This window comes from Pseudomonas sp. MF6747 (assembly GCF_963890955.1).
GTDB lineage: Bacteria > Pseudomonadota > Gammaproteobacteria > Pseudomonadales > Pseudomonadaceae > Aquipseudomonas.
Genome location: NZ_CAWPSZ010000001.1, coordinates 360015 through 372939 on the forward strand (window position 1 = coordinate 360015; position 12925 = coordinate 372939).

The window sequence follows — 12925 nt, forward strand, 5'->3', positions numbered from 1 at the left end:
ACGAAGCAAAAAGCCATTGTTTTGCCAGTAATGGCGCCTATAATGCCGCGCCCTGTTATTGCGAAAGGGAATTTATTTCCTCGTTTTTATGAGGAATAGGCACATCGGCTGATTATTTTCAGGGAAGAAGTTTGTATGGCATTTCGCGCCTTAACCCCGCTCGCACTCGCGGCGGTGACCTTGCTGTCCGGTTGTTCGATGTTTCGCAGCTACGACACGGAGCTGCAAGCCACCAACCAACAGCTGGCCACCGGCAATGTCGACGGTGCCCTGACCCTGCTGGAAAAAAACAATACCGGCGACGACAAAGACCTGCTCTATTTCTTCGAAAAGGGCGAGCTGTTGCGCGCCAAGGGCGACCTCACCGGCAGCCAGACCGCCTGGCGCAGCGCCGACCTGCAAGTCTACAAGTGGGAAGAGTCGGTCAAGTTCGACAGCGAAAAGTACCTCGCCCAGTTCGGCAGCTTCCTGGTCAACGACAAAGTGCGTCGCTACGAAGGTTATGACTACGAAAAAGTCATGCTCACCACCCAGATGGCCTTGAACCTGCTGGCCGTGAATGACTTCGACGGTGCCCGCACCGAGATCAAGAAGACCCACGAACGTGAAGCGGTGATCGCCGACCTGCGCGACAAGGAATACCTCAAGCGCGAAAACGAAGCCGAGCGCCAAGGCGTCACCACTCAGATCAAAGACCTGCGCGGTTACCCGGTGGAAGCGCTGGACGCGCCGGATGTGGTCGGCCTGAAAAACAGCTACCAGAGTGCGTTCAGCCATTACCTGGCAGGCTTCGTCTACGAAGCCCTCGGCGAAAAAGACCTGGCTGCGCCCGGCTACCGCAAGGCCGCCGAGCTGCGCCCCAACACGCCGCTGCTGGAGCAGGCGTTGCTCGAGCTGGACAAGTCCAGGGGCGGCGCCGATGAGACCGACGTGCTGATCGTGGTCCAGAGCGGCCTGGCACCGGCACGCGATTCGATCCGCCTGCCATTGCCAATCCCGATCAATGGCAACCTGGTGATCACCCCGCTGTCGTTCCCGGTGATCAAGGCCGATAACTCCACGGCGACCTTTGGCCAGATCGGCGTGGACGGCAAGCAACAGAACCTCACCGCACTCAACAGCACCACGGCCATGTCGCGCCGCGCGCTGCGTGACGACATGCCGGGGATCATCCTGCGCACCACCGTGCGTGCGGTCAGCCGTGGCGTGGCGCAGAACAACCTGAACAAGACCAACCCCATGGCGGGCCTGGTGCTGGGCATCGCCTCGGCCGTGACCGAAGGCGCCGACACTCGCACCTGGCGCACGCTGCCGGACCTGACCCAAGTGACGCGACTGCGCCTCAAGCACGGCGACCACCAGGTCAGCCTGCCCAACGCCCTGGGCGGCACGCTGGTGACGGTCAAGGCCGACCAGCGCTATCAAGTGATCACCCTGCGCGTGGTCGGCAACCAGGTATTCGCGGGCGGCCTCGCGGCCCACGTGGTGCCGAGTGCTGCCAACCAGGCCATCGCCCTCAAACAACCTTAAGGAGCACGCTATGCGTCATTTCATTCTCGGCGCCCTGGCGCTGGTCCTGCTCGCCGGCTGTGCCACCCCGCCGCCGCCGGAGCCTGGCAGCGCCGCCAGCAAAATCGTGGTGATGGGCACGTTCAAGGGCATCGCCGTCGGTGCCATTCGTGTGGCCCGCGAAAATGGCTTTCTCACCGCCAAGGTGCAGCTGAGCAACATCACCAGCAGCAACCAGATGATGTATTACCGCTTTGCCTGGCTGGGCGCCGACGGCTTCCCGGTGGGCGATGAAGAAACCTGGAAAGTGCTGAACCTGTACGCCAACCAGGCCACTTTCCTGCCGGCCATCGCCAACCTGCCTCAGGCGGCGGACTTTCGTCTTGAAGTGAAAACGCCTTGAAGCCTTCACCTATCAGTTTTCAGAGAGATTTCCCCATGTTTGCACGCGTCTCGATTCTCGCCGTGGTTGCCCTGTTGGCCAGCGGTTGCTCCAACACCTCGCCGGTCCTTGGCGGCAAGAACATCAGCTACGGCGACTCTAAGGCCGTGGAGTTGGTCACCAACGAGTTCGGCTCGACCGACCTGCAGATGATCGCCGAAAGCATGACCCGCTCCCTGGCCCAGTCCGGCATCTTGCAGGGCCGCCCGGTCGTGCAGGTGTATGACGTGAAGAACAAGACCAGCGAGTACATCGACACCCGTGAGATCACCACGTCGATCAAGACCCAGCTGATGAAGACCGGCACTGCGCGCTTCGCCAGCGACAACACCGATATGCAGAGCCAGGTTGATCAGCTCAAGCTGCAAAACCAGAGTGGCCTGTACAAAAAAGCCACGGTCAGCAAGACCGGCAATATGGTCGCCGCCAAGTACCGCCTGGAAGGCTCCATCAGCTCCATCGTCAAGCGCAGCTCGGACTACAAAGACGTCTTCTACAAATTCAGCCTGCAGCTGATCGACGTCGAGAGCGGCCTGGCCGAATGGATGGACGAGAAAGAAATCCGCAAAACCACGGAGCGCTGAGCAATGCGTGCATGGATCGGCATGATCGGCCTGCTGTGCGCCTTTGGCGCCTCGGCCGCCCCGAAGATCGCGGTGACTGACCTTGCCTACGAGGCACGCGTCGAGGAGTACATCCACGCGGTCTCGGCCAGCAACAACTTCCAGGCCAGCGCCTATCAGGCCAGCGGTGCGTCGAGCTACAGCGAGTATGAGAGCCGCACCAGCTACATCGAACAGGCTGAGCTGCGTAAATTCAGTGGTGATATCAAGGGCGAGATTCTCAAGTCGCACCAGTTCCAGCTGGTACAGGGCACGCCTTACACCGCCGACGCCAAGGGCGATGTGTATGACGTGATCAAGCGCATCAAGGCCGGCAACTTCAAGGGCGCCGACTACGTGCTGTTCGGCACCTTGTCAGACATCGACTTCACCCAGGACATCAACGCGCTGGACCACACCAACAGCTACTCGGCCGTGCTGGGCCTGACGCTGGTGGCGGATTTCAGCCTGATCAACACGCGCACCTTCGAGATCACCTCGGCATTTACCGCGATGGGTGAAGGCCAGGACACCAAGCTGGTGAACAGCCGCGATCTACGCGTGAGCCTGAACCGGCCGCGGGTGGTAAGGGACGTGTCGAAAGCCTTGGGTGAAGATGTGGCCCGGCAATTGGCAGAGCAGCTGGGCGGCGGGTATCAAGAACCCGGCAAGCCTGCGCTGCGCAACAACCTGCCAAGGGACGAAGCGCCGAAGATTCTGCGCTGAGCACTCGTCTCAGAGCCAACACATAACAAATGTGGGAGCTGGCTTGCCTGCGATACAGACACTGCGGTGCGTCAGTTACACCTCGGTGATGCTATCGCAGGCAAGCCGGCTCCCACATTTTTGATCCGGTTTCGTCAATCAAGCCGTTGCGCGATGCAGACTGGCCAGGAAACCCGCAGCCCCCACAAACAACCCGGCAAAGGTGCGGTTCATGCGTTTTTGCTGTTTAGGCGTGCGCAGCAGGCGCAAGACCTTCGACGCCAGCCCCGTATAGCCCGCCATCACGATCATATCGACGCAGATCATGGTCGCGCCCAGGATCAGGTACTGAATCAGCAGTGGCGCCTGCGGGTTCACGAACTGCGGCAGCACCGCCAGCATGAACACCAGCGCCTTGGGGTTGCTGGCATTGACCAGAAAACCACGGAACATCATCGCCAGCGGCTTGCCGATCGGGCGTATGGCTGAATCTTCGCTCATGTCCATGGGCAGCGCGCGCCATTGCTTGACCGCGAGGTACACCAGGTACGCCACGCCAAACCATTTGATCGCATAAAACGCGTTCGAGGACGCCGCCAGAATGGCACCCAGGCCACCCGCGACCACAGCAATCTGCATCGCCAGGCCCAGTTGCAGGCCAATGGCATTCCAATAGCCGCGCAGGAAACCGTATTGCAGGCCGCTGGACATCGACGCGATGGCGCCAGCGCCGGGGGACAGGGAGATGATCCAACTGGCCACAAAAAAGGCCAGCCATGTGTCGAGTGCCATTACACACCTCAGAGGGAGAGTTAGCGGTTGAGCCTAAAGCTAACTCCGCCGAGCAAAGGCTGGCTAGATATTTTTACAGGATGTAAATACTAGCGGTCGCCCGGAAACACATGGGTGCCGGGCCAACGCCGCACCGAGCGCTGGAAGAACAGGCTGTTAGGCACTTGCACCATCGCACTGTCGGTACCGGCGTCCTGCACTTCGATCAATGTGGTGTAGAGCAGGTTGATCGCCACGACCCGGCCTTTGACGCCCGGTTTGTCGACGGTATCCACCAACTCAACGATGTCACCCAGGCGGAACGGCCCGACGGTGAAAATCAAGATCGCGCACAGCAGGTTGGACAGCACCGACCACATCGCGAAAAACGCCACGGCGGCCACTGCGACAAACCCCGACAGCGCCGTCCACAGCACCGTGGCTGACACACCAAGACGGCCCAGCACAAAGATCAACGCGCTGCCCATGATCAGCCAGCGCAGGCCGCCACGCAGGGGCATCAGCAGTTGTGGCGGGAACGGGTAGCGCTCCCCCAGACGATTCAGACCCTTGGCGACGAAGCGCTGGGCGAGATAACCCGCCAGCAGGATCAGCAGGATTTGCACAGCGATCCAGACCGGTTCGACCCACTGCGTCGGCAATGGCAATTGCAGCGCTTCCATCAGGACAGCGCCTCCAGCTCCGCTTGCAGGGTTTCCAGCAGTTCGAGGGCTTCCATCCAGGTTTCCTCTAACTGACCTTCACGCACCTTGAGCTTGGCTTGTTCGGCCAACAGGTCGCGCAACTCGTCCTTGCGCGCCGCCTCGTACACGGCGCTGTCGCCCAGGCTGGTTTCGATCCTGGCCAGGCGCTCGTGCACCTTGCCCAGCTCGGCTTCCAGCTTGTCGGCTTCGCGCTTGTGCGGCGCCAACTGCTGGCGCAGTGCGGCGGCGGCCTGGCGCTGGGCCTTCTTGTCAGTTTTGTCCGGGTTGACCGGCGTGTTGCTGGCTGGCGCGTTGCGCAGACGGTAGTCCGTCAGCCACCGTGCGTAGTCGTCCAGGTCGCCGTCGAACTCTTCAACTTTGCCGTCAGCCACCAGCAGGAAGTTGTCGGTGGTGCTCTTGAGCAAGTGGCGATCGTGAGACACCACCAGTACCGCACCACTGAATTCCTGCAAGGCCATGGTCAGCGCCAGGCGCATTTCCAGGTCCAGGTGGTTGGTCGGTTCGTCGAGCAGCAGCAGGTTTGGCCGGTCCCAGGCGATCAGGGCCAAGGCCAGACGGGCTTTTTCGCCGCCGGAGAAGTTCAACACCGGCTCATCGATGCGTGCGCCACGGAAGTCGAAGCCACCAAGGAAGTCACGCAAGGTTTGCTCACGTTCGGTCGGCGCCAGACGCTGCAGGTGCAGCAACGGGCTGGCCTTGGAATCGAGGGAATCCAGCTGATGCTGCGCGAAGTAGCCCACCACCAGGTTCTCGCCGCGCGTCAGGCGGCCGGCCAGGGGTTGCAGTTCACCCGACAGGTTCTTGATCAGCGTCGACTTGCCTGCGCCGTTGGGGCCGAGCAAACCGATACGCGCACCCGGCGTGAGCTGCAGCTTGACCTTCTCCAGGATGGTTTTGTCGCCATAACCCAGGCGTGCATCCGAAAGGTCCAGCAACGGGCTGGAGATCTTTACCGACTCGCGGAACACGAAGTCGAACGGCGAATCGACGTGGGCCGCCGACAGCTCTTCCATGCGCTCCAACGCCTTGATCCGGCTCTGGGCCTGACGGGCCTTGGTGGCCTGGGCCTTGAACCGGGCGATGTAGCTTTCCATGTGCGCACGTTGCGCTTGCTGCTTCTCGAAGGCTTGCTGCTGCTGAGCCAGGCGTTCGGCGCGGGCGCGTTCGAACGCGGTGTAGCCGCCACGGTAGAGCGTGATTTTCTTCTGTTCGACGTGGGCGATATTGTCGACCACAGCGTCGAGGAAATCCCGGTCGTGGGAAATCAGCAACAAGGTGCCCGGGTAGCTCTTGAGGAAATCCTCCAGCCACAGGATCGCATCGAGGTCCAAGTGGTTGGTCGGTTCGTCGAGCAGCAGCAGGTCGGATGGGCACATCAGCGCCTGGGCCAGGTTCAGCCGCATGCGCCAACCGCCGGAGAAGTCGGCGACCGGGCGGTCCATCTGTTCATTGGTAAAACCAAGGCCGGCCAGCATCTTGCGGGCGCGAGCGTCGGCCGTGTAGCCGTCGGCACTGTCGAGTTCCGAGTGCAGGCGGGCCTGGGCGGCGCCGTCCTGGGCTTTCTCGGCCTCGGCCAGGTCGTGTTGTACCTGGCGCAGGCGCAGGTCGCCATCGAGCACGTAGTCGATCGCGATGCGGTCCAGGGTGTCGATCTCCTGGCGCATATGGGCGATGCGCCAGTCGGCCGGCAGCAGGCAGTTCCCGGAATCCGGGGTCAGCTCACCGAGCAACAGGGCGAACAACGTGGATTTGCCGGCGCCGTTGGCACCGATCAGGCCGGCTTTGTGACCGGCGTGCAGGGTCAGCTCGGCGTCTTCAAGAAGACGTTGCGGGCCACGCTGTAATGTTAGGCTTTGAAGTCGGATCATAATGGCGGCGGAGTCTACCAGCTTCGTTGGCCGCTGGCTTGGGTGTGAATATGTGCGCTGACCTGTGGAGCTTTGCCCTCTCGACGTATGCCCACTCGGGCGTCGAAGCCGCTTGCCTGCGCTTGCAGGCACAAGGCGCGGATGTGTGCCTGTTGCTCTGCGGCGCCTGGCTGGAGCAGCGCGGTGTTGCACCGACCGCCGAACGCATGCAGGCGTTGCGCCAGATTGCGCAGCCGTGGCAGCAAGACGTGGTCGAACCATTGCGGCAGATACGCGTGCAATGGCGAGCCATGGCGCAGCAGGATGCGCAATTGGCGACGCTACGCGAAAGGGTCAAGGCCCTGGAGTTGGAAGCTGAACGGCAGTTGCTGACACGCCTGCAAGCGTTGGCGCAAGCATGGCCGACGGGCGAGAAAGGGGGTCAATCGAGATGGCTTGAAGGCTTGGCGACCGAAGCCGCCAACCTTGACCACGACGCGCTGCAGTCGCTGCGCGTCGAGGCCACCGGCACTTAGGAAGCGCTGGTTGGGGTGGTGCTTGGCGCTACCGGTGCAGGCGTGCTGCTGGCCGACGCAGTTGGAGCGGTGGACGGTGCCGGGGTAGCAGCCGGAGCTGCAGGGGTTGCTGGCTTGGCCGGTGCAGGCTTGGCGGCTGGCTTTGCAGCAGCGGGTTTTGCGGCTGGCTTGGCAGCTGGTTTTGCAGCAGCCGGTTTGGCAGCTGGCTTGGCCGCTGGTTTTGCAGCAGCGGGTTTAGCGGCTGGCTTGACGGCTGGTTTTACAGCAGCAGTTTTAGCGGCTGGCTTGGCAGCTGGTTTTGCAACAGCAGTTTTGGCAGCTGGCTTGGCGGCTGGTTTGGCAGCAGCAGTTTTAGCGGCTGGCTTGGCGGCCGGTTTTGCAGCAGCGGTTTTGGCAGCTGGCTTGGCGGCTGGTTTTGCAGCTGCAGTTTTAGCGGCTGGCTTGGCGGCCGGTTTTGCAGCTGCAGTTTTAGCGGCTGGCTTGGCGGCTGGTTTTGCAGCAGCAGTTTTGGCGGCTGGTTTGGCGGCTGGTTTTGCAGCAGCAGTTTTAGCGGCTGGCTTGGCGGCTGATTTTACAGCAGCAGTTTTAGCAGCTGGTTTTGCAGCAGCAGTTTTGCCCGCGGATTTGGACGCTGCTTTAGTCGAAGCCTTCGACGCAACGGCTTTTGCTGGCGTGCGAGCACCCAGTGCTTTAGCCACGGCTTCTTTCACACGACCAACGCCCTGGGCCAGCTTCAGGCTTTCCTGAGCATCGCGTTTGAGTTGGGAAATGTAGGTGCGGGTTTCAGCTTGGCGATCCTTGAGGGCGTCCAGCAGATCCTCAAGTTCCTTGACGGCGTCTTTGGCTTTGGCTTGTGCCTTAGCCTTGCCGGCGGTGGCGGCGTCTTGCAGTTTGGTACGGGATTTGTGCAGCTTTTCTTGCGCTTTACCGCGTTGTTTTTCCAATTTGGCGAGCAGTTTTTCTGCATCAGCCAAGGCTTGGGAACACGCGCTTTCCAGATGTTCGAGCAAGCTGCCCGAAAGTTGTTGGAGTAAATGCAACGGGGTATTTACAGGCTTCTGTTTGGCCGACATGGTTTACCTCCTGGCTGACGTGGGTGCGGCTCATACTAGCCCTCTGCTCTTACCGCCGCTAGGGCATGTTGACAGTATCGTTTGCCTTGCGTTGCACCGTAGGAAAATTCTTATCGATATAACGAAAAACCACGGCACTTTTTACGCACTCACACTGGCATAATCCGTCGCACTTTCGGCGGGAGAATAACCATGTCGCGTTACCTTTTTTTAATGCTTGGCTTGGTGGTTTCCATGACCCATGCGGCAGAACAATCGCCGTCAAAAACTACAGCCCAAGACCCGCACGACCTTGCTTACAGCTTGGGCGCCAGCCTCGGCGAACGACTGCGCCAGGAAGTGCCCGACCTGCAGATCCAGGCGTTGATCGATGGCCTTAAACAAGCCTATCAAGGCAAACCACTGGCGCTGGACAATGCACGGATCGAGCAGATCCTCGCCGAGCACGAAGCACAGAGCGCGGCCGAGGCTGAGGCACCGCAAAGCGAAAAAGCACTCGCTGCCGAACAGCAATTTTTATCCAAGGAAAAAGCAACAGCCGGCGTGCGTGAGTTATCGAATGGCATCCTGCTGACGGAGCTGACGCCGGGTACCGGCAGCAAGCCGTTGGCCAGTGATGAGGTGCAAGTGAAATACGTAGGGCGGTTGCCCGATGGGACTGTCTTCGATCAGAGCACACAACCGCAATGGTTTCGCCTGGACAGTGTGATCAGCGGCTGGAGCAGCGCGCTGCAACAGATGCCGGTAGGCGCGAAATGGCGTCTGGTGATCCCTTCCGCCCAAGCCTATGGCGCCGACGGTGCTGGCGAGTTGATCCCTGCTTATACGCCGCTGGTGTTCGAGATCGAACTGCTCGGCACTCGCCATTGACCCAATAAAAAACGGTGCGCCATGCGCACCGTTTTTTGTCTCGCCGCCAAGGCTCAGGCCTGGGTGGCGGCCTCTTCTTTGTGAGCGTTGTGCAACACTTCGATCAGGCAATCTTCCAGCTCGAAACGTTCGTGCAGTAACCCGCCAAGCTCTTTGAATTTTTCGGCAACACATTTGCCGGCATCGCACAATTCGGTGAACACCAGCAGTTTTTCCGTGATGACATCGATGCGCGGGTAGATGGTCTCGGCCAAGTCCAGACCACGCTGATCATCAAAGGCTTCCGCCTCTTTGGTCAGTTGTTCGTAGACGCCGAAATGTCCGGCAGACACGTAGTCCACCAACACAACGCAAAAGTCTTGCAGCGGCTCGCGATTCTCACCCAATGCTTCGGGCTTGGCGCCAAGAGCATCAAAGGCCCGAACCAGTTCGTGACGTGCCTTCAACCAGCTGTCGATCAGCTTGTGCACCCCACCCCAGCGTTCCTGAGCATTCTGACAACTTTCCAGCATGATGATCTCTCTTCCCTATAGGGGGCGCTGCCGCCTGTGCCCGCGCAACACTCAAGGATAAAAGCAGCAGCCGGACAAGGCCGCATTTGGCAAACGGTTTCGATAATGCGTGCGGGCCAGATTATGCCCGCATGACTATGGCTTCAAGGTACGCAGGAGAGAAAGTTCATACAAGTGTTTAATCCCGTCCTACGACCCGCGACACACTTTCAAGGCCTTGCGAGACCCCATCGGCGACTTAAAAACAACCGCGAAAACTGCAGGATGCCCAGCATCAGCATGGCCAGGAAGAACAGCAAGCTCCATTCGGGAACGCTGAGATCGAGCAGTGTCCAGTTGATCTCAACGCAATCGACAGTGCCTTTGACGGTCAACTGCAGTGCTTGCCACAGCGACAGGTTTTCAATCATGTAGTGCAGGCTTGGCCAACAATCGGTGGTCTGCCCCGGTGCGGCATTTTGTAGCAGCACCTGGCGTACGGCAGTGATAGCGCCGAGCAATGCGCAGCCCATGCTGGCAAACCCGTAGAGGTAAACCGCAGAGCGCTTTGGATTATGAATGGCCGCGATCAGATTGATCAGCGTGAAGGCTGCCAGAAAGATACGTTGCAGCTGGCAAAGGAAACACGGGCGTAGCAACGCGCCGTACTCAAGATAAAACGACGCGCCCAACGTCAGCACACCAGCCATGAACGCCAGGAAAAACAAGGAGCGTGAAGGGGCCAAAGACATTGTTATCCGTACCGCAAGAGATAGGCCGTCACGGTAGAGGAAAGGCCTGACCCCTTTCAATACTCGTTAGAGCAGACAATTCCGCGAGAGCATAGGGATATCTCGTCAGACCCTGGATGACTTTAAGCAGCTATCAGTAGGAATTTACTACGTAGCGCTTTAGACCCAGTATTTACAGGCTAACGAAGGGTTGGCTCTCAGAAACGTCCGAGCCAACCTTCGCCAACTTTCCTACTTCATACCCGCGCGGGCATGGGCAACGGTGATGCCAGCAAGCGACTGTCCAGCAGCCCCAGACCCTCCTGGAACAGCTGATTGCTGCGCTCGGTGTCACCCAATTGGGCCAACAGCCGTGCCAGCTCAGCGCAGGCCTCAGGGTTGCGTTGAACCTGCAGGCTGCTTTCAAGGTAATCCCGCGCCTTGCCCCACAAGCTGTTTTGCAGGCACAAGCGACCCAGGGTCAGCAGCAAGCTGGCGTCACCCGGGTGATCCTTGAGCCAGCCTTCGGCAAACTTCAATTGCCGGGCCGAATCAGCGCCCCGCAACAAACCATAAAGCCGGATCAAGTGGCTGTCATAGCCGCGCTTGATGGCGCTGCGCAGCACGTCCTCAGCCTTGGCGTCGGCCCCCAGCCGGCGCAGTTGCTCGGCGTATGCCAGAACCAGCTGCGGCTCCTGGCGCTGGGCGGATGTGAGTTGCTCCCACGCCCGATCAAGAGACTGCAAGCCTGCTTCACCCTGCTCTTCACGCTGGGCCGCCAGCCCGAGGTTTTCACCCCAGGCGCGACGCTCCAGCTCGGCCAGCTCGCTGGCGGGAAGGACTTTGTCTTTTCGCAGCTCCGGCAACAAGCGAATCACTGATGACCAATCGCCCCGCTGCTGATGCAGACGCTGCAACTGTCGCAGCACCTGCGGATTGTGCGGATGACGCTCGTGCATCGCCTGCAAGGTCACCAAGGCGCCTTCTGTATCGCCACGGTCCATCTGCAATTGCGCATGGCTCAAGGCAACCGCCAGCTCAGCCTGGGGCTGGCGCTCCAGCGCGCGCTCCAGCAAACCGTCGGATTCTTCATAACGGCCCTGCTCGTTGGCCGCACGTGCCGCGCCAAGGTAGTACAGCAGTGGCTGGCGCTCCGCTTCGGCGGCGCGGTGCAGGTGGCGTTCGGCACTGGCCCAGCGACCTTCGGCGAGGTCCAGCTGGCCCTGCTCAATCGCAATTTGTACCCGGCGACTGCGGTTACGTCGCGACCATGGGTTGACCACTCCACCGGAGGTGCTGAGCAGGCTCAGCAACACACGGATCAGATAGATCGCCAGGCCGACGGCAAACACGGCCACCAGCGTTGCCCACAGGCTCGACTCGTAATGCAGCAGATGGGGATAGGTAATCAGCACGTAGCCGGTGTGCTTGGAAATGCCCACGCCCAGCGCCAGGGCGATTGCAATCGCCAGGACCAGGATCACATAGAAACGCTTCATCGGCTCTACTCCTGGGTCGCTGGCGTGCCCGCCGACGCCTTGGCTTCATCGGCAGACAGATGACGACGTTCGAGGTAGGCCTGCACGGCGGCCAGGCTGGCCGCCAGGTCAGGCGTGACCACGGAAACGGCCTTGGGCTCAAGCTCGGCGATACGCGCAAGCATCGCTTTGCTCTGCGGGTTGTCCTGGTTGAAGTTATCTTGCAGGACACTGCGCGCCTCGCCCAGGGAACGGCTGTACACCGCCGTTTCACCATTGAGCGCAGCCCATTGCGCCTGCTCAAGAGCCAGGCTCAACGCCAGGCGTACCTGATTCAGGCCTTGACCGGCGAGCAACGGTCGAATGTTGTCGTCCGGGTTGAAGTCGATGCGGAAGTAGCGGGAAATCTCCTCCCACCATTGGCTCAGGCGACCTTGCGTATCGCTGGTCGGACGACCTTGAGAGCCCGGCTCGCTGAGCTGATATTCCGGGGCAATAGCCGCCAGTTGTACAACCTGATCGCGAAGCGCGGCGAGTTGCAGATAAAGCCCGGTGCGGTCCGGCTGCTCGGTACTGCGCAACGCGGCAAGGCTCTTGGCCAGTTGCTCGCGTGCGGCGTAGGAGCCCGGATCACTTTGCTCACGCAGAATTTCGTCAGCCCCCTGGACCAGTGACTGCGCGCTGTTGATGTCCTGCAGGGCAGACAAACGCAAGCTGGCCAGACGGATCAAATGCTCGGCTTCAGCCAGGCGCCAGTCCTGGCGACTGGCACCCAGCACGGTTTCCAGGCGCTGGCTCAAACGCTGCTGATCGCCCTGCAACTGGGCGACCAGACGGCGGCGCTCTTCCAGCTCATCTGCACCGGGCAATTGCGCCAGTCGGGTAGTCAGCTGTTGCTGGCTCTGCTTGAGGGATTGGGATTGCTCGTCGAGTGCCTGCACCTGGCTCGACTGTTGTTGACTGCCGGCTTGCAGGGCGCGGACCTGCCAAATGCCCCATCCGCCAGCGGCGACACCTGCGGCGCCGAGCAACAAGGCCACGATTGCCAGGCCATTGCCACGGCGTGGCGCGGCGACCGGTGACTCAACCGGCGCATCGAGTGCGGGCTGGGTTTCATCTTTAGGCAAGGCTGTTTCGCTCACGTA

At 60.6% G+C, this 12925-nt stretch carries 14 protein-coding genes; 6 read left to right on the forward strand and 8 right to left on the reverse strand.

Features of this window, described 5'->3' with window-relative positions; genetic code table 11:
• The first annotated feature begins 135 nt into the window (after positions 1–135).
• Genes AACW30_RS01660 through AACW30_RS01675 form a run of 4 tightly spaced genes read left to right on the forward strand, consistent with a single transcriptional unit; the run spans position 136 to position 3279 of the window.
• Positions 136–1530 (forward strand): COG3014 family protein, encoded by a 1395-nt coding sequence (locus AACW30_RS01660; protein WP_200622354.1) that lies wholly within the window; start codon positions 136–138, stop codon positions 1528–1530.
• A gap of 10 nt (positions 1531–1540) precedes the next feature.
• Positions 1541–1912 carry a YcfL family protein gene (locus AACW30_RS01665; protein WP_106575804.1) on the forward strand — a complete coding sequence of 124 codons (372 nt, stop codon included), beginning with the start codon at positions 1541–1543 and terminating at the stop codon, positions 1910–1912.
• A 35-nt stretch (positions 1913–1947) separates the two neighbouring features.
• Complete coding sequence (lpoB, locus tag AACW30_RS01670) at positions 1948–2535, forward strand: penicillin-binding protein activator LpoB (protein WP_106575805.1); 588 nt, start codon at positions 1948–1950, stop codon at positions 2533–2535.
• 3 nt (positions 2536–2538) lie between these two features.
• Positions 2539–3279 carry a penicillin-binding protein activator LpoB gene (locus tag AACW30_RS01675; protein ID WP_106575806.1) on the forward strand — a complete coding sequence of 247 codons (741 nt, stop codon included), beginning with the start codon at positions 2539–2541 and terminating at the stop codon, positions 3277–3279.
• 138 nt (positions 3280–3417) lie between these two features.
• On the opposite strand, the gene AACW30_RS01680 is transcribed toward AACW30_RS01675, so the two are convergent.
• From AACW30_RS01680 to AACW30_RS01690, 3 genes are all read right to left on the reverse strand, one after another.
• Complete coding sequence (locus AACW30_RS01680; RefSeq protein WP_106575808.1) at positions 3418–4050, reverse strand: LysE family transporter; 633 nt, start codon at positions 4048–4050, stop codon at positions 3418–3420.
• 89 nt (positions 4051–4139) lie between these two features.
• Positions 4140–4712 carry a mechanosensitive ion channel family protein gene (locus tag AACW30_RS01685; RefSeq protein WP_106575809.1) on the reverse strand — a complete coding sequence of 191 codons (573 nt, stop codon included), beginning with the start codon at positions 4710–4712 and terminating at the stop codon, positions 4140–4142.
• On the reverse strand, positions 4712–6622 hold the full coding sequence (locus AACW30_RS01690; RefSeq protein ID WP_119737279.1) for an ATP-binding cassette domain-containing protein: 1911 nt from the start codon (positions 6620–6622) through the stop codon (positions 4712–4714). Before AACW30_RS01690 ends, AACW30_RS01685 begins: the two co-directional genes overlap by 1 nt.
• A gap of 50 nt (positions 6623–6672) precedes the next feature.
• Between AACW30_RS01690 and AACW30_RS01695 the strand changes: the two genes are divergently transcribed.
• Positions 6673–7137, forward strand: a complete 465-nt coding sequence (locus tag AACW30_RS01695) for a TIGR02444 family protein (protein WP_200622365.1) — start codon at positions 6673–6675, stop codon at positions 7135–7137.
• Here the strand turns inward: AACW30_RS01695 and AACW30_RS01700 are convergent.
• Positions 7134–8210, reverse strand: a complete 1077-nt coding sequence (locus tag AACW30_RS01700) for an AlgP family protein (RefSeq protein WP_200622375.1) — start codon at positions 8208–8210, stop codon at positions 7134–7136. The two genes, AACW30_RS01695 and AACW30_RS01700, sit on opposite strands and share 4 nt — an antisense overlap.
• A 192-nt stretch (positions 8211–8402) precedes the next feature.
• Between AACW30_RS01700 and AACW30_RS01705 the strand changes: the two genes are divergently transcribed.
• The gene (locus tag AACW30_RS01705; protein WP_119737275.1) at positions 8403–9080 is read left to right on the forward strand and encodes an FKBP-type peptidyl-prolyl cis-trans isomerase; all 678 of its coding nucleotides are present in this window, start codon (positions 8403–8405) and stop codon (positions 9078–9080) included.
• Between the two features lie 53 nt (positions 9081–9133).
• On the opposite strand, the gene rsd is transcribed toward AACW30_RS01705, so the two are convergent.
• The 4 genes from rsd to AACW30_RS01725 all read right to left on the reverse strand — a co-directional run bounded on the left by rsd (position 9134) and on the right by AACW30_RS01725 (position 12922).
• A complete protein-coding gene (gene rsd, locus AACW30_RS01710; RefSeq protein ID WP_200622377.1) occupies positions 9134–9592 on the reverse strand; it encodes a sigma D regulator in 459 nt (152 codons plus the stop codon).
• A gap of 209 nt (positions 9593–9801) precedes the next feature.
• The gene (locus AACW30_RS01715) at positions 9802–10323 is read right to left on the reverse strand and encodes a disulfide bond formation protein B (RefSeq protein WP_200622378.1); all 522 of its coding nucleotides are present in this window, start codon (positions 10321–10323) and stop codon (positions 9802–9804) included.
• Between the two features lie 236 nt (positions 10324–10559).
• On the reverse strand, positions 10560–11801 hold the full coding sequence (locus AACW30_RS01720; RefSeq protein WP_106575816.1) for a heme biosynthesis protein HemY: 1242 nt from the start codon (positions 11799–11801) through the stop codon (positions 10560–10562).
• A gap of 5 nt (positions 11802–11806) precedes the next feature.
• Positions 11807–12922 carry a uroporphyrinogen-III C-methyltransferase gene (locus AACW30_RS01725; protein WP_106575817.1) on the reverse strand — a complete coding sequence of 372 codons (1116 nt, stop codon included), beginning with the start codon at positions 12920–12922 and terminating at the stop codon, positions 11807–11809.
• Positions 12923–12925: the final 3 nt, after the last annotated feature.